This window comes from Streptomyces sp. NPDC001922 (assembly GCF_042891165.1).
Classification (GTDB): domain Bacteria; phylum Actinomycetota; class Actinomycetes; order Streptomycetales; family Streptomycetaceae; genus Streptomyces.
In genome coordinates this window covers 93,037-116,144 of sequence record NZ_JBIASV010000012.1, presented here as the reverse complement: position 1 = coordinate 116,144, position 23,108 = coordinate 93,037, and the positions used below count along the sequence as shown (strand labels likewise).

The window sequence follows — 23,108 nt, the reverse complement described above, 5'->3', positions numbered from 1 at the left end:
TCCTTTCCTTCCTTCTCGCCTACCGGGTTAGCTGACGGGTTCGGAGCAGGAAGGTCTCCTACGGACCCCTCCGGAGAGGCGTCCGATTCACCCCAGGGACTGCGCACGGGTCCCCGGCTCCCCTGGCTCGCGCCGTACGGGGACTCGGCGATGACTGTCCGGTGCCGCGGGTGCGGCCGGTGTCCGACCGAACAGCCGCACCGACGCTAAACGGGACATCTTTCAATCGCCAAAGAAATGCCGATCTTTGTTGCACACACCACAGGAGAACACTCGCCCTCACCTACAAAACGGGCATACGACCGAACCCCGGTGCCGTACCCGGCACCGGGGTTCGCTGTCGTGTCACGGTCCGCCGGAACGGACCGACGCGGCGTCAGCCGGCCCCGGGGACAAGCCCCTTGGGGCGGCGTCGCCGCAACGGGCCCGGCGGACCGCCGGGTTGGGCACGCACCCTCCCCGCTCACCGCCTCCGGGCCGGGTCGGCTCAGCCGCCGACCACCTTCACCTCGCCGATGCCGAGCGCCCGCACCGGCTCCTCGATCTGCGAGGCGTCGCCCACGAGCACGGTGACCAGCCGGTCCACCGGGAAGGCGCTGACGGCCGCCGCCGTCGCCTCCACGGTGCCGGTCTCGGCGAGCCGGGCGTAGAGCTGTGCCTGGTAGTCGTCCGGCAGGTGCTGCTCGACCTGGTCGGCGAGAGTGCCGGCGACGGCCGCGGCCGTCTCGTACTTCAGCGGCGCGACCCCGACGAGGTTCTGCACGGCGACGTCCCGCTCGGCGTCGGTCAGGCCCTCGGCCGCGAGAGTGCGCAGCACCTTCCAGGCGTCGTCGAGCGCCGGGCCGGTGGAGGCGGTGTCCACCGAGCCGCTGATGGCCAGCAGCGAGGCGCCCGTGCCGTCGGGGCCGGAGCGCAGCACCTGGCCGAAGGCCCGCACGCCGTAGGTGTAGCCCTTCTCCTCGCGCAGCACCCGGTCGAGCCGGGAGGTGAGGGTGCCGCCGAGGCAGTAGATCCCGAGCACCTGGGCCGACCACACCCGGTCGTGCCGGTCCGGGCCGATGCGGCCGATCAGCAGCTGGGTCTGCACGGCGCCGGGCCGGTCCACGATCACCACGCGGCCGGTGTCGTCGGCGGTCACCGGCGGTACCGGGCGCAGCTCGGCGGGGCCGCCGGTCCAGGCGCCCAGGGTGTCGCCGAGCACCGCGGCGAGGTCGGTGCCGGCCAGGTCGCCGACGACCACCGCGGTGGCGGTGGCGGGCCGGACGTGGGCCTCGTAGAAGGCCCGGACGGCCGCGGCGTCGATGCGTGCGACGGTCTCCTCGGTGCCCTGCCGGGGGCGGGACATCCGGGACGAGGCCGGGAAGAGCTCCTTGGAGAGCTCCTTGGCGGCGCGGCGGGCCGGGTTGGCCTGCTCGTGCGGGATCTCGTCCAGCCGGTTGGCGACGAGCCGCTCGACCTCGCCGTCGGGGAACGCCGGGGCGCGCAGCGCGTCGGCGAGCAGCCCGAGCGCCTTGGCCAGCCGGGAGGCGGGGACCTCCAGGGAGACCCGGACGCCGGGGTGGTCGGCGTGCGCGTCGAGCGTGGCGCCGCAGCGCTCCAGCTCGGCGGCGAACTCCTCGGCCGTGTGCTTGTCGGTGCCCTCGGACAGGGCCCGGGCCATGATCGTGGCGACCCCGTCCAGCCCCTCGGGCTCGGCGTCCAGCGGGGCGTCGAGGTTGATGTCGACGGCCACCACCTGCTGGCCGGGCCGGTGGCAGTGCAGCACGGTGAGGCCGTTGGGCAGGGTGGCGCGCTCGGGGGCCGGGAAGGCCCACGGCTTGGCGATGCCGCCCTGCGGCTGGGGGTGGAAGGTCATGGTGGCGTCGGTCACCGGTCCGCCTCCTGGTCTGCGGTGTCGTCGGCGGCGGTGTCGTCGTCGGCGGGGGCGGTCGGCTCGTAGACGAGGACCGCGCGGTTGTCCGGGCGCAGCCGGGCGGCGGCCACGGCCTGCACCTCCTCGGCGGTGATGTCCAGGACCCGCTGGACGGCGGTCAGCGCCAGCTGCGGGTCTCCGAACAGCACGGCGTAGCGGCACAGCTGGTCGGCGCGGCCGCCGACGGTGGCGAGCTGGTCCAGCCACTCGCGCTCCAGCTGGGCCTGGGCGCGCTCCATCTCCTCGGGCGTCGGCCCCTCCGCGGCGAAGCGGGCGAGTTCCTCGTCGACGGCGGCCTCGATGACCGGCACCTCGACGCCGCCGGAGGTCTTCACGTCCAGCCAGCCGAGCGAGGGCGCACCGGCGAGCCGGAGCAGGCCGAAGCCCGCGGCGACGGCCGTGCGGTCGCGGCGGACCAGCCGGTTGTGCAGCCGCGAGGACTCGCCGCCGCCGAGCACGGTCAGCGCCAGGTCGGCGGCGTCGGCCTCCCGGGTCCCGTCGTGCGGCAGCCGGTAGGCGGCCATCAGGGCGCGGGCGGGCACCTCCTCCTGGACGACCTCGCGCAGCTGCCCGCCGAGCACGTCGGGCAGCGAACCGTCGCGCGGCGGCTGCTTGCCGTCGTGGCCGGGGATGGTGCCGAAGTACTTCTCGATCCAGGCGAGCGTCTGCTCGGGGTCGATGTCGCCGACGACGGAGAGCACCGCGTTGTTCGGCGCGTAGTACGTGCGGAAGAAGTTCCGCGCGTCCTCCAGCGAGGCGGCGTCCAGGTCGGCCATCGAGCCGATCGGGGTGTGGTGGTACGGGTGGCCCTCGGGGTAGACCATCGCGGTCAGCTTCTCGAAGGCGGTGCCGTACGGGACGTTGTCGTAGCGCTGGCGCCGCTCGTTCTTGACGACGTCGCGCTGGTTCTCCATGCTCTCCTCGTCCAGCGCGGTGAGCAGGCTGCCCATGCGGTCGGCCTCCAGCCAGAGCGCGAGCTCCAGCTGGTGGGCGGGCATGGTCTCGAAGTAGTTGGTCCGCTCGAAGCTGGTGGTGCCGTTCAGGGAGCCGCCGGCGCCCTGCACCAGCTCGAAGTGGCCGTTGCCCGGGACGCTCGACGAGCCCTGGAACATCAGGTGCTCGAAGAGGTGAGCCAGACCCGTACGGCCCTTGACCTCGTGGCGCGACCCGACGTCGTACCAGAGGCACACCGCGGCGACCGGGGTGAGGTGGTCCTCGGAGAGCACCACCCGCAGGCCGTTGGCCAGTCGGTGCTCGGTCGCTGTCAGGCCGCCGGAGCCGGCCTGTTGCGTGGCCGTGTGACCCATCGGCATGTACGTCCCTTCGATCGCTGGGGGGAGAAATGCTGCCACTGTATGCAAGCGGGGTGACGCCTGGCGAAGTTCCCGGACGGCCGGGCCGCTACGCTTCCGCGATCGGCGCGTGTCGGGTAACCGGACGCTGATGTTCCATTCCTGGTGTCCAACGTACGGTGCACCGGCCGGCGCCGTGACGCGCTCGGTTCTCCGGCCGGCCCGCCGGGGCGCACGCCCCCGCAGCGGGCCGGGAGCCGCCGCGCCCCGGCCGGGTCGCGGAACGCGCTGTCGGTCGCGGGGTCCACAATGGTCCGCGTCAGCACCCGCTCAGGCAGTTCTAAGGAGCAGCAGCCGAGATGGCCCGCCGCAGTACGAAGACCCCGCCGCCCGACGACTTCGAGGAGCGCATCCTCGACATCGACGTCGTGGACGAGATGCAGGGCTCCTTCCTGGAGTACGCCTACTCGGTCATCTACTCGCGCGCGCTCCCCGACGCCCGCGACGGGATGAAGCCCGTGCACCGGCGCATCGTCTACCAGATGAACGAGATGGGCCTGCGCCCGGAGCGCGGGTACGTGAAGTGCGCGCGGGTCGTCGGCGAGGTGATGGGTAAGCTCCACCCGCACGGCGACGCGTCGATCTACGACGCCCTGGTGCGCATGGCGCAGTCGTTCTCGATGCGGCTGCCGCTGGTCGACGGGCACGGCAACTTCGGTTCGCTGGGGAACGACGACCCACCGGCCGCGATGCGTTACACCGAGTGCCGGATGGCCTCGGCGACCTCCCTGATGACCGAGTCGATCGACGAGGACACCGTCGACTTCGCGCCGAACTACGACGGCCAGGAGCAGGAACCGGTCACACTGCCGGCCGCCTATCCGAACCTGCTGGTCAACGGCGCGTCCGGGATCGCGGTCGGCATGGCGACCAACATGCCGCCGCACAACCTGGGCGAAGTGATCGCTGCCGCCCGCCACCTGATCAAGCACCCGGGCGCCGACCTCGAGACGCTGATGAAGCACGTCCCGGGGCCGGACCTGCCGACCGGCGGCCGGATCGTGGGGCTGAACGGCATCCGCGACGCCTACGAGACGGGCCGCGGCAGCTTCAAGATCCGCGCGACGGTCTCGGTGGAGGACGTCACCGCCCGGCGCAAGGGCCTGGTCGTCACGGAACTCCCCTTCACGGTGGGTCCGGAGAAGGTGATCTCCAAGATCAAGGACCTGGTCGGCTCGAAGAAGCTCCAGGGCATCGCGGACGTCAAGGACCTCACCGACCGGGCGCACGGGCTGCGCCTGGTGATCGAGATCAAGAACGGCTTCAACCCCGAGGCCGTGCTGGAGCAGCTCTACAAGCTGACGCCGATGGAGGAGTCCTTCGGCATCAACAACGTGGCCCTGGTGGACGGCCAGCCGCTGACCCTGGGCCTCAAGGAGCTGCTGGAGGTCTATCTGGACCACCGCTTCGAGGTGGTCCGGCGGCGCAGCGAGTTCCGGCGCACCAAGCGACGCGACCGGCTGCACCTGGTCGAGGGCCTGCTGATCGCGCTGATCGACATCGACGAGGTCATCAGGATCATCCGGTCGAGTGAGAACTCCGCGGAGGCCAAGCAGGGCCTGATCGCCCGCTTCTCGCTCAGCGACATCCAGACCCAGTACATCCTGGACACCCCGCTGCGCCGGCTGACCAAGTTCGACCGCCTGGAGCTGGAGTCCGAGCGCGACAAGCTGGGTGAGGAGATCGAGAAGCTCACCCGGATCCTGGAGTCGGACGCGGAGCTGCGCAAGCTGGTCTCGGCCGAACTGGGCCAGGTGGCGAAGAAGTTCAACACCGACCGGCGGACGGTGCTGCTGGAGTCGGCGGGCGCCCCGGTCACGGCGGTGCCGCTGGAGGTCGCCGACGACCCGTGCCGGGTGCTGCTGTCCTCCACCGGGCTGCTGGCGCGCACGGCCGGTGCCGAGCCGCTCGGGGATCCGGGCGGCAAGCGCGTCAAGCACGATGTGATCGTGTCCGCGGTCCCGGCCACGGCCCGTGCGGACGTGGGCGCGGTGACCTCGGCGGGCCGGCTGCTGCGGCTCCCGGTGATCGACCTGCCGATGCTGCCGGAGACCACCGGCGCCCCGAACCTCGCGGGCGGCGCTCCGATCGCGGAGTTCCTGACGCTGGAGGCGGACGAGACGCTGGTCTGCCTGACCACGCTGGACGAGTCCTCGCCCGGCCTCGCGCTCGGCACCCAGCAGGGTGTGGTGAAGCGTGTGGTGCCGGACTACCCGGCCCACAAGGACGAGTTGGAGGTCGTCTCGCTCCGCGAGGGCGACCGGATCGTCGGCGCCGTCGAGCTGCGCACCGGCGAGGAGGATCTGGTCTTCGTCACCGACGAGGCCCAACTGCTGCGCTACCCGGCCGCCCAGGTGCGGCCGCAGGGCCGCGCGGCGGGCGGCATGGCGGGCATCAAGCTCGGGGCGGACGCGAAGGTGATCTCGTTCGCCGCGGTGGACCCGGCGGCGGACGCCGGGGTGTTCACCGTCGCGGGTGCCCGGGGCACCCTCGGCGGCCCCGCGCAGAGCTCGGCCAAGCTGACGCCGTTCGACCAGTACCCGCGCAAGGGCCGGGCCACCGGCGGGGTGCGCTGCCACCGCTTCCTGAAGGGCGAGGACGGCCTCGTTCTGGCCTGGGTGGGGACGACTCCGGCCCGCGCGGCCACCGCCACCGGCTCTCCGGCGGACCTGCCCGAGCCGGATCCGCGGCGCGACGGCTCGGGGCTGCCGCTGGCCAAGACGGTGGCCGTGGTGGCAGGACCGGTGTAGCCGCTCCCCCTCCCCCGGGCCGGATGCGGCGCGGTCCGGGGGTGGGCGTCCGCGATGGGGCAGGCCCCGTCCAGCCGGGGCGCCCGGTGACCGGCCTGCCCGGCCAGGGCACCTGGCGTACGGAAGCGAAGGTCCCGCGCTACTCCTGGACGTAGCGGAGCACGCCCCACATGCTGCGCGGCCCCGTCCCGTCCGGACCCGCCTCGTCGGGCCCGGTCCCGTCCGGCCCGGTCCGTACGCACGCCGCGAGGTCCCGGCGCAGCGCCTCGGCGTCGACACCGGAGCCGATCAGCACCAGATGCGTCGTCCGGCGCTCACCGCGCGCCCAGGGCGCCGGACGGAAGCGCAGGAAGTCGCCGACGGCGTGCAGGGCGAACTTCTGCCGGTGCCCGTCCACCCCGAAGTGGACGAACCCCTTGATGCGGTAGAGCCCCTCGGGCCGGCTGTCCAGGAACTCCATGAACCGCCGCGGGTCCAGGGGGTCGGGCGAGCTGAACGCGACGCTGTCGTACGCGGCGTGCAGATGCTCCCCGTGCTCGTCGTCCGCGCTGCACAGCTCGTCGAAGGAGAGCTGCCGCACCGCCTCCTCCCGCTCCGCCCGGCGCTCGAAGAGGAGTTCCGGATCCAGCCGGCCGTGGGAGGCCGCGACGACCGGCCGCCCGGGGCTGAGTTCCGCGAGTACGCCGAGGAGCCGCTGCTGCTCCTCCGCGTCGACCCGGTCGGTCTTGTTCAGCACCACGAGATCGGCGACGCCCAGATGCCGGTCGATCTCCGGGTGCCGGGCCCGGGTGTCCGCGAACTCGGCGGCGTCGACCACCTCGATCAGCCCGCCGTAGACGATGTGCCGGTTGGTGCTGGAGAGGATCATCCGGACCATGGTCTCCGGCTCGGCCAGACCGCTCGCCTCGATGACGATGGCGTCGAGCCGGGCCGCGGGGCGCGCGAGACGGTCCAGGATGCCGTCCAGATCGCTGGTGTCGACCGCACAGCAGAGGCAGCCGTTGCCCAGCGAGACCATCGCGTCGACCTGCCCGGCCACCGTCATGGCGTCGATCCCGACGCTGCCGAAGTCGTTGACGACGGCGCCGATCCGGTTCCCCCTGCTGTTGCGCAGCAGATGGTTGAGCATCGTCGTCTTGCCGGACCCCAGGAAACCGGCGAGCACGATGACCGGGATCTGCTTCTTGGCCACGGACTCGGCCTCCATGATGCGGGCGGGAGCAGGGCACGGGACGGCAGCCGATCGTATCGGGCGGTCCGGGACGGACATCCGCCCGGGGACCGCGCACGGCCCCTCCCCGCGCCTCCCTCAACGCTCCTGTACACCCGTCTGCCGCCCGGTGCGCCGCCGGGCCGCCCCGTTCCGCCGGAGCTCACCGTTCGGGCCCCTGGCGCCTCCCGGAAGCGCCGGAGAACGGCCTCGGCCCGGCCCGGATTAGGCTCACCTGCTGTGAATGCCTGTACGACCGCCTCGCGGGATCTGGCCGAGCCGACGGAGGCCACCGCGGCCACCGCCCCGACCTGGCTGCTCATCGAACAGCCGGGCCCCTGGGGCGCCAAGGCCGCCACCTCCAGCCACCTCGATCCGGAGCTCGGGCGTGCCCTGGAGCGGGCCGCCCAGGGCACCGGCGTACGGGTCGCGCTGATCCGGCGGCCCGGCCCGCACGCCGACCCGCACGGCCCCGCCCCGCGCCGGGTCTACGTCGCGCACACGCTGCCCGGCCGGTCCTGGATCCGGACCGCCGAGCTCGGCCCCGGTGCGGGCGCCGGCGGCGCCGGACAGCTCCTGGACCTCGACTTCGCCGCCCTGGGCGCCGGCCGGCACCAGGGCCTCTGGGAGGCGTACGAGGGCGGTCCGCTCGCCCTGGTCTGCACCAACGGCAAGCGCGACCGGTGCTGCGCGCTCCTCGGCCGCCCGCTCGCCGCCGAGCTGGCGGCGGACGGGGACGAGACGGTCTGGGAGGTCACCCACATCGGCGGGCACCGCTTCGCCCCCACCTTCGTGCTGCTCCCGTACGGCTACGCCTACGGGCGGGCCACCGCGCACACCGCCAAGGGCGCGCTGGAGGCCGCGCGGCTGGGCCGGATCGTCACCACGGGCTCGCGCGGCCGCTCGGCCTGGGACCGGCCGGGTCAGGCCGCGGACCTCGCCGTCCGGAAGCTCACCGGCGAGGACCGGGAGGGCGCGCTGGACGTCGTCCGGACGCAGGCCCGGCCCGAGGGGCCGCCGCCCCACTGGACCGTGACCGTGGCCCACACCGACGGCCGGAGCTGGGAGGTGGAGGTGGCCCGGTCGGCCGCGGAACCGCCGCGTCCGGAGAGCTGCGGGGCCGCGCCGGGCTCCCCCGCGCGCATGGACGTCCTGGCCGTCCGCGCCCTGCCCGGCGGAACCGGCTGACACTGCTGGCGCCCGGCCCTGTTCTGCGCCTTTTGCTCACGCTAGAACAGCTCAGGCACCGTCCCCTCCCCGCGGGAGCGGCGCGACGGGCCCCTGCTGCCGCGTCGGCCGCCTACCCTTCGTTCACACGAACGAAGCGGAAGAGAGCCTTCCGCAAACGGGCGGCGCATGGTGCGCGAGCGACGGAACGGAGGCGGACGGATGCGGATCGGATGGCCCCGTCGTGTCTTCTCCCAGGTGCTGCTCACCCAGCTCGTCATCGCCGCCGGCGTCACCGCCCTCGCCACCGGGCTCTTCCTCGCCCCGCTCAGCACCCAGCTCGACGACCAGGCGATGCGCCGCGCCCTGGCGATAGCCCAGACCACGGCGGCCCGCCCCGGGCTGGCGGACGCGGTCGGGACGACCCGGCCCACCCCGCACGGTCCGGTGCAGAGCGAGGCCGAGCGCATCCGCCGCTCCACCGGTGCGGAGTACGTCGTGATCATGGACGACCACGGTGTCCGCTGGTCGCACCCGTCGCCCGACCGGATCGGCCGGCACGTCTCCACCGACCCCAGCCGGGCACTCGCGGGCCACGAGGTCATGCAGATCGACAACGGCACCCTCGGCCGGTCGGCCCGCGGCAAGGTACCGCTGCGCAACGGCGAGGGCGGGATCGTCGGCGCCGTCTCGGTCGGCATCGCCTACGAGAGCGTGCGCGACCGGCTCCTGGCCGTCGTCCCCGGCCTGCTGGTGTACGCGGGCGGAGCCCTCGCCGTCGCCGCCCTCGCCTCCTACGTGGTGTCCCGCAGACTCCAGCGCCGCACCCACGACCTGGCCTTCTCCGACATCTCCGCGCTGCTCGCCGAGCGCGAGGCGATGCTCCACGGCATCCGCGAGGGCGTCGTCGCCCTCGATGCCCGGGGCAGGATCCGGCTGCTGAACGACGAGGCCCAGCGCCTGCTGGGCCTGGACGCGCGGGACACCGGGCGCCCGCTGGACGAGGCGCTCGGCCCGGGGCGGACGACCGATGTGCTGGCCGGACGGGTGACCGGCGAGGATCTGCTCACCGTCAGCGCCAACCGGGTCCTCGTCGCCAACCGGATGCCCACCGACGACGGCGGAGCCGTGGCCACCCTGCGGGACCGCACCGAACTGGAGCGGCTCGGACGGGAGCTGGACGGCACCCACGGACTGATCGACGCGCTGCGCGCTCAGGACCATGAGCACGCCAACCGTCTGCACACCCTGCTGGGGCTGCTGGAGCTCGGTCTGCACGACGAGGCCGTGGAATTCGTGACCGAGGCCGTCGGCGTGCACCGGGCCACCGCGGAACAGGTCGCCGAGCAGGTGCGCGACCCGCTGCTGGCCGCCCTGCTGGTCGGCAAGGCCACGGTGGCGGCCGAGCGCGGCGCCTCACTCCGGATCAGCCGCCGCACCAGCCTCCCGGACCGCGTGGTGGATCCGCGGGGCCTGGTGACCGTGCTGGGGAACCTCGTGGACAACGCGCTGGACGCCACGGCCGGGACGCCCCGGCCCGAGGTCGAGGTGGAACTGCGGGCGGAGGGCCGCACCGCGATCCTGCGCGTCGGCGACCGCGGCCCCGGCGTCCCGCCCGAGCACCGCGAACTGATCTTCACCGAGGGCTGGTCCACCAAGGAACCCCCGACGCACGGCGGGCGCGGCATCGGGCTCGCCCTGGTGCGCCGGCTGGCCGAGCGGCAGGGAGGCAGCGCCACGGTGGCCGACCGGGAGGGCGGCGGGGCAGAGTTCACCGTGGTCCTGCCGGAGGCCCTGGCGACGGCGCTGGACCGGCCCGGACCGGACGAGGCCGGGCTCACGGCGACGGGGACGGGGGAGACACGATGATCGACGTGCTGGTGGTGGACGACGACCTGCGGGTCGCGGAGATCAACGCGGCCTATGTGCGGAAGGTGGCCGGCTTCCGGGTCGCCGGTACGGCCCACACGGCCGCCGAGGCCCTCGCCTTCCTCCAGCAGCACGAAGTCGACCTGGTGCTGCTCGACCACTACCTCCCGGACGAGACCGGCCTGGCGCTGGTCCGCAGGCTGCGCGACCTCGGCCGCCACACCGACGTGATCATGGTGACGGCGGCCCGGGACATCGCCACGGTCCAGGACGCGATGCGCCTCGGCGCGCTGCAGTACCTGGTGAAGCCGTTCACCTTCGCCGGGCTGCGCACCAGACTCGAGGCCTACGCGGATCTGCGGCGCGCTCTCGCCGACGGCGGGGACGCCGAGCAGGAACAAGTGGACCGGATCTTCGGCGCGTTCGGCGCGGCCTCCGCCGCCCCCGCCGAACTGCCCAAGGGGCACTCCGCGCTGACCGCCGACCGCGTACGGGAGGTGCTGCGCGGCGCGTCGGGCCCGCTGTCGGCCCAGGAGGTCGCCGACCGGTGCGGCCTCAGCCGGCAGACCGCCCAGCGGTATCTGAAGCTGCTGGAACGCGCCGGCCGGGTGCGGATGAACCTCAAGTACGGCGAGACGGGCCGCCCGGAGCACCGCTACACCTGGCACCGGCCCGGCTGAGGCTCCCGCCCCACCGCGCGAGCGGCGGAGCGGGGCCCGCCGTGGTCCCGGGAGCGGGGCCCGCCCCGGGGCCGTGCCGCGCGAGCAGCACGGCACGGTCCGGCAGGACGGCCCCTGGCGCACACCGGGCGCCCGGCTCCGGGAAGGAGCGTTATGCGGCCCCCGCACCGGTGAGGGCCCGGACCTCGGTCTCCGCGTGCTTGGCCGGCTCGGCGGCTTCGGCCGAGGTGACCGTCCCGAGCCAGCCCGCGAGGAAGCCCAACGGCACCGAGACCAGCCCCGGGTTCTGCAGCGGGAAGAGGTGGAAGTCCATGCCCGGGAAGATCGACTCCGGGCTGCCGGAGACCACCGGCGAGAGCACCACCAGCACCACGGCCGGGGCCAGTCCGCCGTAGACGGACCACACCGCCCCACGGGTGGTGAAGCGGCTCCAGAACAGGGAGTAGAGCAGCGCCGGCAGGTTGGCCGAGGCCGCGACGGCGAAGGCCAGGCCGACCAGGAACGCCACATTGAGATCCTGCGCGAGCAGCCCCAGCGCGATCGCCACCGCACCGATGCCGACCGTGGCGACCCGGGCGACGGCGACCTCACTGCGCTGCTTCGTGACGTTGCGGCGCAGCGATGCGTACAGGTCGTGGGCCACCGACGCCGAGGAGGCGAGGGTGATGCCCGCGACCACCGCGAGGATGGTGGCGAAGGCGACTGCGGCGACGACGGCGAACAGGACCGTCCCCCCGGTGGACCCCTGACCGCCGCCCAGGTCGAGGGCGAGCAGCGGAAGGGCGGTGTTCCCGGCCGGGTTGGAGGCGTGGACGACGTCGGGCCCGACGACGGCCGCGGCGCCGAAGCCGAGCACGATCGTCATCAGGTAGAAGCCGCCGATCAGCACGATGGACCAGACCGCCGACCGGCGGGCGGCCCGCGCGGTCGGCACCGTGTAGAAGCGGGAGAGGATGTGCGGCAGTCCGGCGGTGCCCAGGACGAGTGCGAGGCCGAGGCTGATGAAGTCCAGCCGGGCGGTCCAGTCGCCACCGTACTTCAGTCCCGGGGCGAGGAAGTCGCTGCCGTGCCCGCTGCGCTCCGCGGCGGTGGTCAGCAAAGCGCCGAGATCGAAGTCGAAGCGCACCAGCACGAAGACGGTGAGCCCGATCGTCCCGCCCATCAGCAGCACGGCCTTGACGATCTGGATCCAGGTGGTGGCCCGCATGCCGCCGAAGGCCACGTAGACGACCATCAGCGCCCCGACGCCGACCACCGTCCAGGCGCGGGCGTGCGGCCCGGAGCCGCCCAGCAGCAGCGCCACCAGACTGCCCGCACCCACCATCTGCGCGACGAGATACAGCACCGAGACCGTGATCGAGGAGGTTCCCACGGCGATCCGGACGGGGCGCTCCCGCATCCGCGCCGCCACGACGTCGGCCAGGGTGAACCGGCCGCAGTTGCGGACGAGTTCGGCGATCAGGAGCAGGACCACCAGCCACGCCACGAAGAAGCCGACGGAGTAGAGCATGCCGTCGTAGCCGAAGAGGGCGATCAGCCCGGAGATCCCCAGGAACGAGGCGGCCGACATGTAGTCGCCGGCGATCGCGAACCCGTTCTCCATGGGCGTGAAGAGGCGCCCTCCGGTGTAGAACTCCTCCGCCGAGCCCTGGCGTTTGCGGCTCACCCAGGTGGTGATCGCCAGGGTCAGCGCGACGAACGCGCTGAACAGCACCAGAGCGAGCGTCTGCTGTTCCACCGTCAGGGTCTGGGTGGTCACATCGCTCGCGGTCATCACCGGGGTCGTCGTGCCCTGTCCGGTCAACGGTCCTGCTCCCGCGCCATGTCCTGCTGCCTGTTCTGCTCGAAGACGATCCACCGCAGGTCCAGCGCCGGCTTGTCCCGCCGCAGCCGCGCATGGCGGGCGTAGGCAAAGGTCAGCAGGAACGTGGTGGCGAACTGGGCGAGCCCGGCCACCATGGCGACGTTCAGCGCGCCCACCACCGGCCGCCCCATCAGCCCGGGGGCGGTGGTGGCGGCGATCACATAGGCGAAGTACCAGGCGAGGAAGGCCACACAGGCAGGCAGGACGAACCGGCGGTACCGGCTGCGCACCTCCTGGAAGGCCGCGCTGCGCTGTACTTCCAGATAGATGTCGGCGGTGGACTCCGGCCCGGCCGCCGCCTGCTGCGGGGCCGTCTCACCGGACGCGGCCGGTGGCGTCTCCGGCGGCGGGGCAGGTGCGGGAACCGGTGCTTCCGGCGGCGCGCTCTCGTCGGCGGACTCGCCCCAGCCCGAGGCGATCACGTCGTACCAGGGGTCGTCCAGCCGGATCGTCCCGGCTTCACGCCCGTCGTGCTTCTCCACCCGAACTCTCCTTGATCCGCGGCCTCGTTGGCCACGCCTCCCAAGGATGGACAGAGCGGGAACATCCGGGCCTGCACAATCCCGGACCTTCACCCCATCAGGTGACGGATGCCCTCGGCGGCCTCACCGGCCCACTACGCCCCAGGTCACACGGCCGGCAGAGGGGCGCCGGACGGCGGGGTCGCCGGCACGCGGACGGCCGCCGCCCGGGACTCCCACCGGGCGGCGGCCGTGAACTGCGGAGCGGGCGCTCAGGTGTCGATGCGCGAGCGGTCCAGCGTGGCCGCCGAGCTCGAGATGAACTCCTTGCGCGGCGCGACCTCGTTGCCCATGAGCAGGTCGAAGATCTGCTCGGCCGACTCCAGGTCGCCGATGTTGATCCGGCGCAGCGTCCGGTGGCGCGGGTCCATGGTGGTCTCCGCCAGCTGGTCCGCGTCCATCTCGCCGAGGCCCTTGTACCGCTGGATGGACTCCTTGAACTTGATCCCCTTGCGCTGGAACTCCAGCAGTGTGGAGCGCAGCTCGTTGTCCGAGTACGTGTAGACGTACTTGTCCTGCCCCTTCTTGGGGTGCGTCAGCTCGACCCGGTGCAGCGGCGGCACCGCGGCGAACACCCGCCCCGCCTCGACCATCGGCCGCATGTAGCGCTGGAACAGGGTCAGCAGCAGACAGCGGATGTGAGCCCCGTCCACATCGGCGTCGACCAGCAGCACGATCTTGCCGTAGCGGGCCTGGTCGATGTCGAAGGTCCGGCCGGACCCGGCTCCTATGACCTGGATGATCGCTCCGCACTCGGCGTTCTTCAGCATGTCCGAGACGGACGACTTCTGAACGTTGAGGATCTTTCCGCGGATCGGCAGCAGCGCCTGGAACTCGGAGTTCCGGGCCAGCTTGGCGGTTCCGAGGGCCGAGTCGCCCTCCACGATGAACAGCTCGCTGCGCTCGACGTCGTCGCTGCGGCAGTCGGCGAGCTTCGCCGGCAGCGAGGAGGATTCCAGCGCCGTCTTCCGGCGCTGCGCCTCCTTGTGCTGACGGGCCGCGATCCGCGTGCGGGCGGCGGCGACCACCTTTTCCAGCACCGACCGGGCCTGCGCCTTGTGGTCCCGCTTGGTCGAGGTCAGGAAGGCCTTGAGCTCCTTGGCCACGACCTGCGCGACGATCCGGGAGGCGGCCGAGGTGCCGAGCACCTCCTTGGTCTGCCCCTCGAACTGCGGCTCGGCCAGCCGGACGGTGACGACCGCGGTGAGCCCCTCCATGGCGTCGTCCTTGACGACGTCGTCCTCGGCGACGCGAAGGATCTTGTTGGAGCGCAGCGCCTCGTTGACCGTCCGGGTGATGGAGCGCTCGAAGCCCGAGACGTGGGTGCCGCCCTTGGGGGTCGCGATGATGTTCACGAACGACTTGATCGTCGTGTCGTAGCCGGTGCCCCAGCGCAGCGCGATGTCGACCCCCAGCTCCCGGGTGACCTCGGTGGGCGTCATGTGGCCCCGGTCGTCCAGAACCGGCACGGTCTCCTTGAAGGTGCCCTGGCCGCTCAGCCGGAGGACGTCGCAGACGGCCTTGTCCTGGGCGAGGTACTCGCAGAACTCGCTGATGCCGCCGTCGTACCGGAAGGTCTCCTCGGTCGGCGCCTCGGAGCCCTCCGGCCCGCCGGCCGTCCGCTCGTCGCGGACGAGGATGGTCAGGCCGGGCACCAGGAACGCCGTCTGCCGGGCCCGGGCGTAGAGGGTGTCCAGCGAGAGCTTGGCGTCCTTGAGGAAGATCTGGCGGTCCGCCCAGTAGCGGACGCGGGTCCCCCGCCGGTTCTTCGGCACCTTCTTGGCCTTCAGGAGGCCGCTGGAGGGGTCGAAGGGGGCGTCGGTGCCGGACTCGGTGAAGATCCCCGGGACGCCCCGCCGGAAGCTGATGGCGTGGGTGTGGCCCGCGCGGTCGACCTCGACGTCCAGGCGCGAGGAGAGCGCGTTGACGACCGAGGCGCCGACGCCGTGCAGGCCGCCGGAGGCCGCGTACGAGCCGCCGCCGAACTTGCCGCCCGCGTGCAGCTTGGTCATCACCACCTCGACGCCGGAGAGGCCGGTCTTGGGTTCGACGTCGACCGGGATGCCGCGGCCGTTGTCCCGGACCTCGACCGATCCGTCGTCGTGGAGGATCACTTCGATGCGGTCGCAGTGACCGCCGAGGGCTTCGTCGACGGAGTTGTCGATGATCTCCCAGAGGCAGTGCATGAGGCCCCGGCTGTCGGTCGAGCCGATGTACATGCCGGGCCGCTTGCGCACCGCCTCCAGGCCCTCCAGGACGAGCAGGTGCCGCGCTGTGTAGTTGGAACCGTCTCGGTCTGCTCCCGTCAGCAGCGCAGTGGACGGCACGGACGTCTCGGCGGTCACGCGGTTCGCTCCTCGCTGAATTTCTGGTGGGTCCACTGGGGGACTCGGTGGTGGCTTGGTCGCCCGTCAGAGGGTACCGAGGCCTGATAGAGCCTTTGCGCCGCCACCCATGAGAAAGTCCATGCTAGCCCCATTTCGTTCGTACGTTCGATACCTCATTCGGGTGACGCGTACATCACGTTCCCTTCCAGGCATGAACCATTTAGGCTCCGGGCACGTCCTCATGAACAAACGGCAATCCAGCCGGACGGACAAACCACGACAAGCGCGATGAATACGTAAGCCCCGAGCACTACGGCTCATTCGCCGCCAACCGGCAGCATCCGATCACCCCGGAAGGAACTTTCGAAGGAAAGGCACGAGCGGGAACGTTTTCGGCCTGGTTGGATGTTGACCCTGGTACGACAGCTCGTCGAGCTAGAGAAGAGGCGACGTGACTACTGTTCTGACCCCCGCGAGCCCGCTGACGGCCGCTGACCGCTGCGACCGCTGCGGCGCCCAGGCCTACCTGCGCGTCGTCCTGATGAGCGGCGGTGAACTGCTCTTCTGCGCCCACCACGGACGCAAGTTCGAGCCGGAACTCAAGAAGATCGCCGCGGAAATACAGGACGAGACGGAGCGTCTCACCGCTCCGGCTTCGGCCCCCGACGAGGAACGCTGACGCTTCGCACGACGACGAGCCAGTGCCGGCCCAGGGCCGGTCGGCGGGCGGTTACCCCTGACACAGGGGGTAACCGCCCGTTTCTCTGTCCGGCCGCACCCGGCACGGGCGGGCCGGTCCGCCGTCAGGACCGGGCCGCGACCAGACCGGCGACCGCCGAGACCCTCGTGTAGACGCCGGGCTGACCGGCCTCCCCGCACCCACTCCCCCACGAGACCAGGCCGATCAGCCGCCCATGGGCCATGAGCGGCCCTCCACTGTCCCCCTGACAGGCGTCGCGCCCGCCCCCGGGCTCTCCGGCGCACACCATGGAGTCGGCCTCGTAGCGGCCGTCCTGGGTGCCCGGATAGGCGTTCCGGCACACCGCGTCGTCCAGCACCGCCACACCGGCGGCATGCAGGGTCGAGGAGTAGGTGCCGCGCCCGGTGGTGTCGCCCCAGCCGTACACCGTGGCCTGGGTGCCGGGCCGGTAGGCACTGTCCCCGGCGGGCGCCATGGGCGCGACATAGCTCTGCGGCAGCGCCGACACCAGGGTGAGTACGGCGACGTCGCCGGCATTGGTCGTGGGGTTGTAGGCGGGGTTGACCCAGACGTCGCGCACCGCGATCTCCTGCCCCGCCCGGCCCCGCAGATCGTCCCGCCCGGCGATCACCTGGAGGTCGCGCACGGCGCTCCGGTCGGTCCCGAGCACCTCGCGGCTCATGCAGTGCGCCGCAGTGAGCACCGTCGACCGGCCGACGACGACGGCGCCGCAGAACTGCCCCGACCTGCCGCTGCCGAAACGGTCCCGGCTGGCGAGCGCCACCGCCCAGGGACTCTGGTTCACCGGAACCTGCCGACCTCCTATGATCACGCTGTCCGCGGTGGCGGGAGTGGGCGCCACCAGGGAGGGACCGACGGCGACGGACGTCAGTGCCAGCGCACCCATCAGCGCGCGGGGGATGGAAGGCATACTCACTCCTGACTCTGTGGCGCCATGTGCACACCCAGGGTGACCCAAACGGACACGGCCCGCACCCGGACGGACGCATTCAGGAAGCACGAAGGCCCGGAACCCCGCTAAGGGTTCCGGGCCTTCGTACTACGGCGTACCGATCAGTCGAGGTAGTCGCGCAGCACCTGCGAGCGGGACGGGTGGCGCAGCTTCGACATGGTCTTGGACTCGATCTGCCGGATGCGCTCACGCGTCACGCCGTAGACCTTGCCGATCTCGTCCAGCGTCTTCGGCTGCCCGTCGGTGAGCCCGAACCGCATGGACACCACGCCGGCCTCGCGCTCGCTGAGCGTGTCGAGGACCGAGTGCAGCTGCTCCTGGAGCAGGGTGAAGCTCACCGCGTCGGCCGGGACGACGGCCTCGGAGTCCTCGATGAGGTCACCGAACTCGCTGTCGCCGTCCTCGCCCAGCGGGGTGTGCAGGGAGATCGGCTCGCGGCCGTACTTCTGGACCTCGATGACCTTCTCCGGGGTCATGTCGAGCTCCTTGGCCAGCTCCTCCGGGGTCGGCTCGCGGCCGAGGTCCTGGAGCATCTGGCGCTGGACGCGCGCGAGCTTGTTGATGACCTCGACCATGTGCACCGGGATACGGATGGTGCGGGCCTGGTCGGCCATCGCCCGGGTGATCGCCTGACGGATCCACCAGGTGGCATACGTGGAGAACTTGTAGCCCTTGGTGTAGTCGAACTTCTCGACGGCACGGATCAGACCGAGGTTGCCCTCCTGGATGAGGTCCAGGAAGAGCATGCCGCGGCCCGTGTAGCGCTTGGCCAGGGACACCACGAGGCGGAGGTTCGCCTCGAGCAGGTGGTTCTTGGCGCGGCGGCCGTCCTCGGCGATGATCTCCAGCTCGCGCTTGAGCTTCGGGGCGAGCTTGTCGGAGTTCGACAGCTTGTCCTCGGCGAAGAGGCCGGCCTCGATGCGCTTGGCGAGCTCGACCTCCTGCTCCGCGTTGAGCAGCGGGACCTTGCCGATCTGCTTGAGGTAGTCCTTCACCGGGTCCGCGGTGGCACCGGCGGCGGCGACCTGCTGGGCGGGGGCGTCGTCCTCGTCCTCGTCGGACAGGACGAAGCCCGCGTTCTCCGGCTCACCCTCGGCGCCCTCGGCGGCGGGCTTGCCGGGCGCTGCCGGCTCCTCCACCACGTCGTCGACGTCGAGGAGATCGTCGGCTTCCTTCTTGGCGGCGGTCTTCTTGGCCACCGTCTTCTTGGCGGCGGTCTTCTTCGCGACCGTCTTCTTGGCGGCGGTCTTCTTCGCGACCGCCTTCTTTGCGGGCGCGGCCGTCGACTCGTCCTCGGCGGCGGCCGCGGAGCGCGAGACGGCGGGCTCGGTGGGGGCGGCGGCCTTCTTGGCCGCGGCCGTCTTGGAGGCGACGGTCTTGGTGGCGGTGCGCTTGGCCGGGCTCTTCGCTGCGACGCTCTTACGGGTGCGCTTGGGCGCCTCCGCGGCACTGACCATCAGCGTCACACCCTCCTCGTCGAGGATCTGGTTGAGGCTGCGCAGAACGTTCTTCCACTGGGTTGGCGGAATCTGGTCAGCCTCGAAGGCCCGACGCACGTCATCGCCGGCGATCTGCCCCTCAGCCTTTCCCCGCTCGATGAGCGCCATGACAGACTCGGACTCGGCGATCTCCGGCGGGAGCGTACGGGATGTGCTGGCCGACACGAACAACCTCTCGGAACGATGGAAACGGCTTCCGGCTCGGTCCACAACAGACCGGAGCCGACGACCGTCGGCGGGGATGGACCGACGGCGCGGGCGGAACCGCAGAGCAACACAGCGTCGCGAACGACATCCGTATTCCCTCAGCGACTGTCACCTCTTAGGTCATCGCTTTGCTCCGAAGAGTGTTACGCCCGATCCGCGTGGCCCGAGTCACATCGTGCACCGGTTTCGAACCGGTCATACCCGGCACATGCCCGCGACAGACACGGATGGGGCGGCGGACCTGCGGCCGCCCGGTCGAGACCGCCGGATCCCGGGCGGGATCCGGCGGCAGGCCGCCCGCCGCTCCCGCGGTCAGTGCTCACGCGGTGCGGGCACCACGCGCTCCACCTCGAGGTGCACGGTGAGCAGCTGGCGCATCGCCGCCTCCGCTCCGGCGGCGTCGCCGGCGCCGAGGGCCTCGACGATGCGCGCGTGGTTCCCGACCGAGGCCTCACTGGGCCGGTCGCAGCCGGTGGCGGGGCCGCCGGAGACCTGGAGGGCGGACCCGACGATGCCCGACAGGTGCTCGAGCATGCGGTTGCCCGCGAGCTGCAGCAGCAGCGCGTGGAACTCGGTGTCGGCGCGGGAGAAGGTGAGGGAGTCGCCCTGGGCCAGGGAGTGGCCCATGATCTCGACCATGTCGGCGAGCCGCTGCTGGACGTCCTCGCGGCCGTGGCCGGCGGCGAGCCGGGCGGCGAGCGGCTCGATCGTCCAGCGCAGCTCGCACAGCTCCCGGCGCTGGTCGTCGCGCTGCGGGCCGAACGCCCGCCACTCGATGATGTCCGGGTCGAGCAGGTTCCAGTCGCTCACCGGGCGGACGCGGGTCCCGACGTTCGGGCGGGCACTGACGAGGCCCTTGGCCTCGAGGACGCGGAGCGACTCGCGGACGACGGTCCGGGAGACCTCGAAGCGCTGGCCGATCTCCTCGGGGACGAGCGGGCGGTCGGCGCCCAGGTCGCCCGAAACGATCATTTGGCCGAGCTGCTGGACGAGTTGTCCGTGCAGCCCTCGGCCCCGGCTGCCGGCGGCGCGGCGGCCGACTCTCCCCATCTCCGGGTCGGCCCCCTCCCAGGACGGGACGGCGGGACGCTCGGTGCCGGGAGCGTCGCCGTAGGGGTAGCGGTCAAGCTCGCCCGGACCGGGGAGGCCGGAGTCGACGGGGCGAGCCGCGGTCATCATGGTGTGCGCAAGGGTACTCACGCATCCTTTGTCGGCGACGCTCCAGGCACCCTTGAGGTCTTTGGTGAAAAGCACACGAAAGGGTGATCGCCCATCACCTCATAATTGACGCCTAATCGGAAGCAAACGGGCTCGCTCCGCCGGGGTCCGAGCAGTTCGCGCCCGGCGCCCCCGAGATCACGGCCACCAGCGGGTTCTCCCCCGCAACACCACGATCAGGTAGGCACAGAGCAGGGCACCGAGGGACAACGCCAGCGCCTGTCCGACCGGTTGGGAACCGAGCCGCACGGCGCCGGAGACCCACGGGTCCACCCCGGAGGGCCACTGCACCAGAGAACCGGCGCGGAACAGCCCGGACAGCCCCTGGAAGGCGTGGGCCGCCGGACGTTCCAGCAGGTGCTGCACCGCGGGCACGACGAGCATGGGAACCGACAGGACGGCGACCAGCCCCATCAGGGTCGACCGGAACAGCCCGGCGGCCAGCAGCCCCGCCCAGGCACAGCCCATGACGAGCCCGGTCCAGCCCAGCGCCGCCACCGGCCAGTCGGGCGGAAGGCCGACGGCGCCGGGCCCGAAGACCAGCCGCAGCACCAGGCCGTTGACGGCCACCGACACCGCCCCGAGCACGGTGGCGACGACAGTGCAGACCAGGAGCTTGGCCGCCAGCAGACCGAGCCGCCTGGGCACCGGGCTGTGACCGTGGGCGAGCGCCGGATAGCGGAACTCCTGACCGAACGCGAGGGCTCCGAGCAGTCCGGCGCCGAACGCGGCGGGCGGCAGCGGCAGTTCCTCGGGCCAGCCGGTGAGCAGCCGCGCCGCCGAGGTGTCCCCGGCGCGGGCCAGGGGCAGGGCGACGAGCAGCGCCGCGACGAGCGCGGCTGCGGCGGCCAGCCAGCCGGTCCGCACACCGCCCGCGCGCCGCAGCTCGTAGCGCACCGGCCAGACCGGGCCGGGTGGCGACATCCGCGGGATCGGGATGGTGGCGTCGTCGAGCAGATGCCCGCCGGCGGCGGAGTCAGGGCCGCCGTCCGGCTGCTCAGGGACCGCGGTCGGGCCCATGTCCGCGACCTCGTCCGCCAGCTGATGCACGAGCACGCCGTGCCGGAAGGCGACCTCCCCCACGTCCGCACAGCTGCTGCCGTAGACGGAGATCCGGCTTCCGCCCTCGCGGACGACCTCGACCGCCGGATTGCCGGAGTGGATCTCGTCGGCCAGCAGGGCGGAGAGCCGGGCGGCGTGCGGGGAGCGGACCGCGACCCGCGGACGCAGACGGGTGCGGGCGAACTCGGCCACGGGCTGGTCGGCGACGACGCGACCGCCGTCCAGGGTGACCACGCGGTCGGCGAAGCGCGCGGCCTCCTTGGGGTCGTCCAGTGCCACCAGGACGGTGCCGCTCGCGGCCGCGTGGCCGCGGAGCAGTTTGTGCAGGCAGGCCGCCTCGCGGGACGACAGCCCCTTGGTGGGCTCGTCGAGGACGAGCGTGTGGGGGTCTCCGATCAGTGCGGCCGCCAGACCGAGCCGGCGGTCCATGCCGCGGGAGAGCGAGCCGAGGCGCTGCTCGGCGAGGCCGCCGAGACCGACGGCACCCAGCACCTCGTCGGCCCGCTCGGTGGGGACGCCGGCCGCGGCCGCCAGCATGCGCAGATGGTTTCCGACCGTCCGCGCGGGGTGACCGGGAACGTCCCCCAGCACGACCCCGACCTCGCGGGACGGGTGCGCCATGTGGTCCAGCGGGCGCCCCTCGAAGAGGGCGACCCCGCGGCCGGGGCGGAGTTGCAGCATGAGCCGCAGGGCTGTGGTCTTGCCCGCACCGTCGGCACCGAGCAGAACGGTGACGTGTCCGGGGCGGGCCTCAAAGGTCAGTTCCTCGACGGCGGGCGGTTCACTGCGTCGGGGTGCGCTGGTCAGTCCGATGGCCTGGATCATCGCTTCTCTCGCGGGACGGGAGACCGCTCCTCGGCAAGTGCGGCAGGTACCGGAGCAAGATAACGCGACATGTCCTATTTTCCATGCGGCACGCTGCCGATGACCGCCGACCGGGTACCTCCTCTCCCCGGGCGGCCCAACGAGCTGACGCGTACTCAGACCTCCGGTCGGAGCATCGGCGGGTTGAGGAGCGTCGCACCGCCCGCCCGGAACAGCTGTGCGGGACGTCCGCCCTGACGGGTCGTCGTGCCTCCCGTGGGCACGAGGAAACCGGGGGTGCCGGTCACCTTGCGGTGGAAGTTGCGCGGATCGAGGGCGACCCCCCACACGGCCTCGTAGACCCGGCGCAGCTCGCCGACGGTGAACTCCTGGGGGCAGAACGCGGTGGCCAGGGACGAGTACTCGATCTTCGACCGGGCTCGCTCCACACCGTCCGCCAGGATCCGGGCGTGATCGAAGGCGAGCGGGGCCACCTCCTCCCCGTCCCGGGTGAAGCCTCCCTCCGGCCCGAGGAGATCCTCCACGGGAGCCCACCGCACACTGCGCGCGTCACCGCCCGGACGCGGGGCGGGCAGGTCGGGGGCCAGCACCAGGTGCGCCACGCTGACCACCCGCATCCGGGGGTCCCGCTTGGGCTCGCCGTAGGTGGCGAGCTGCTCGAGGTGGGCTCCGTTCACCGCCGTGGGCCCGGAGGGATCGTGCGCCAACAGCCCGGTCTCCTCGGAGAGCTCGCGGGCCGCGGCCGCAGCGAGATCCTCGTCGGCCCTCACGAAGCCGCCCGGCAGCGCCCAACGCCCCTGGTACGGAGGCTCCCCGCGGCGGACGGCCAGCGCACAGAGCGCATGCCGTCGCACGGTGAGTACGACCAGGTCGACAGTGACTGCGAAGGGCGGAAAGGCCGACGGGTCGTAGGGCGACATGCGGCGATCATAGTCGTCTGCCTGACGATAAACAGGCCCTTCGACAGGCACT

The 23,108-nt window shown here is 72.2% G+C and carries 16 protein-coding genes and 1 riboswitch; of the genes, 5 read left to right on the top strand and 11 right to left on the bottom strand.

Annotation, left to right across the window (positions count from 1 at the left end; translation table 11 throughout):
* Position 1: 1 nt before the first annotated feature.
* Positions 2–160: riboswitch (cyclic di-AMP (ydaO/yuaA leader) on the bottom strand.
* 327 nt (positions 161–487) lie between these two features.
* Complete coding sequence (locus tag ACFYYR_RS22980; protein WP_388856954.1) at positions 488–1,855, bottom strand: M16 family metallopeptidase; 1,368 nt, start codon at positions 1,853–1,855, stop codon at positions 488–490.
* A gap of 11 nt (positions 1,856–1,866) precedes the next feature.
* Positions 1,867–3,225 carry a M16 family metallopeptidase gene (locus ACFYYR_RS22975; protein WP_388856541.1) on the bottom strand — a complete coding sequence of 453 codons (1,359 nt, stop codon included), beginning with the start codon at positions 3,223–3,225 and terminating at the stop codon, positions 1,867–1,869.
* A 338-nt stretch (positions 3,226–3,563) separates the two neighbouring features.
* Here ACFYYR_RS22975 and ACFYYR_RS22970 point away from each other — a divergent pair, with 338 nt between their 5' ends.
* On the top strand, positions 3,564–6,014 hold the full coding sequence (locus tag ACFYYR_RS22970; RefSeq protein ID WP_388856538.1) for a DNA topoisomerase (ATP-hydrolyzing) subunit A: 2,451 nt from the start codon (positions 3,564–3,566) through the stop codon (positions 6,012–6,014).
* Positions 6,015–6,153: 139 nt separating this feature from the next.
* Here ACFYYR_RS22970 and ACFYYR_RS22965 read toward each other — a convergent pair whose 3' ends face one another.
* On the bottom strand, positions 6,154–7,206 hold the full coding sequence (locus ACFYYR_RS22965) for a CobW family GTP-binding protein (protein WP_388856534.1): 1,053 nt from the start codon (positions 7,204–7,206) through the stop codon (positions 6,154–6,156).
* Between the two features lie 258 nt (positions 7,207–7,464).
* Here ACFYYR_RS22965 and ACFYYR_RS22960 point away from each other — a divergent pair, with 258 nt between their 5' ends.
* The 3 genes from ACFYYR_RS22960 to ACFYYR_RS22950 all read left to right on the top strand — a co-directional run bounded on the left by ACFYYR_RS22960 (position 7,465) and on the right by ACFYYR_RS22950 (position 10,940).
* Positions 7,465–8,412: a sucrase ferredoxin gene (locus ACFYYR_RS22960; protein ID WP_388856531.1), complete on the top strand. Its 948-nt coding sequence runs from the start codon at positions 7,465–7,467 to the stop codon at positions 8,410–8,412.
* A gap of 201 nt (positions 8,413–8,613) precedes the next feature.
* Positions 8,614–10,260, top strand: a complete 1,647-nt coding sequence (locus tag ACFYYR_RS22955; RefSeq protein WP_388856528.1) for an ATP-binding protein — start codon at positions 8,614–8,616, stop codon at positions 10,258–10,260.
* Positions 10,257–10,940 carry a response regulator gene (locus ACFYYR_RS22950; RefSeq protein WP_388856525.1) on the top strand — a complete coding sequence of 228 codons (684 nt, stop codon included), beginning with the start codon at positions 10,257–10,259 and terminating at the stop codon, positions 10,938–10,940. Before ACFYYR_RS22955 ends, ACFYYR_RS22950 begins: the two co-directional genes overlap by 4 nt.
* A gap of 151 nt (positions 10,941–11,091) precedes the next feature.
* On the opposite strand, the gene ACFYYR_RS22945 is transcribed toward ACFYYR_RS22950, so the two are convergent.
* From ACFYYR_RS22945 to ACFYYR_RS22935, 3 genes are all read right to left on the bottom strand, one after another.
* On the bottom strand, positions 11,092–12,684 hold the full coding sequence (locus tag ACFYYR_RS22945; protein ID WP_388856951.1) for a cation acetate symporter: 1,593 nt from the start codon (positions 12,682–12,684) through the stop codon (positions 11,092–11,094).
* A gap of 56 nt (positions 12,685–12,740) precedes the next feature.
* The gene (locus tag ACFYYR_RS22940; RefSeq protein ID WP_388856522.1) at positions 12,741–13,286 is read right to left on the bottom strand and encodes a DUF485 domain-containing protein; all 546 of its coding nucleotides are present in this window, start codon (positions 13,284–13,286) and stop codon (positions 12,741–12,743) included.
* 251 nt (positions 13,287–13,537) lie between these two features.
* Positions 13,538–15,670 (bottom strand): type IIA DNA topoisomerase subunit B, encoded by a 2,133-nt coding sequence (locus ACFYYR_RS22935; protein WP_388856520.1) that lies wholly within the window; start codon positions 15,668–15,670, stop codon positions 13,538–13,540.
* Between the two features lie 433 nt (positions 15,671–16,103).
* Between ACFYYR_RS22935 and ACFYYR_RS22930 the strand changes: the two genes are divergently transcribed.
* Positions 16,104–16,331 (top strand): hypothetical protein, encoded by a 228-nt coding sequence (locus ACFYYR_RS22930; RefSeq protein WP_046925631.1) that lies wholly within the window; start codon positions 16,104–16,106, stop codon positions 16,329–16,331.
* A gap of 124 nt (positions 16,332–16,455) precedes the next feature.
* Here the strand turns inward: ACFYYR_RS22930 and ACFYYR_RS22925 are convergent, their stop codons facing one another.
* The 5 genes from ACFYYR_RS22925 to ACFYYR_RS22905 form a co-directional block, all read right to left on the bottom strand.
* Entirely contained in the window at positions 16,456–17,283 is an 828-nt protein-coding gene (locus ACFYYR_RS22925) for a S1 family peptidase (RefSeq protein ID WP_388856517.1), read from the bottom strand.
* A 143-nt stretch (positions 17,284–17,426) separates the two neighbouring features.
* The gene (locus tag ACFYYR_RS22920; protein WP_388856514.1) at positions 17,427–18,989 is read right to left on the bottom strand and encodes an RNA polymerase sigma factor; all 1,563 of its coding nucleotides are present in this window, start codon (positions 18,987–18,989) and stop codon (positions 17,427–17,429) included.
* A 354-nt stretch (positions 18,990–19,343) separates the two neighbouring features.
* Positions 19,344–20,231, bottom strand: coding sequence for a FadR/GntR family transcriptional regulator (locus tag ACFYYR_RS22915; RefSeq protein ID WP_388856511.1), 888 nt, complete (start codon positions 20,229–20,231; stop codon positions 19,344–19,346).
* A 156-nt stretch (positions 20,232–20,387) separates the two neighbouring features.
* Complete coding sequence (locus tag ACFYYR_RS22910; RefSeq protein WP_388856508.1) at positions 20,388–22,136, bottom strand: ATP-binding cassette domain-containing protein; 1,749 nt, start codon at positions 22,134–22,136, stop codon at positions 20,388–20,390.
* 155 nt (positions 22,137–22,291) lie between these two features.
* Positions 22,292–23,056: an NUDIX domain-containing protein gene (locus ACFYYR_RS22905; protein WP_388856505.1), complete on the bottom strand. Its 765-nt coding sequence runs from the start codon at positions 23,054–23,056 to the stop codon at positions 22,292–22,294.
* Positions 23,057–23,108 lie beyond the last annotated feature (52 nt).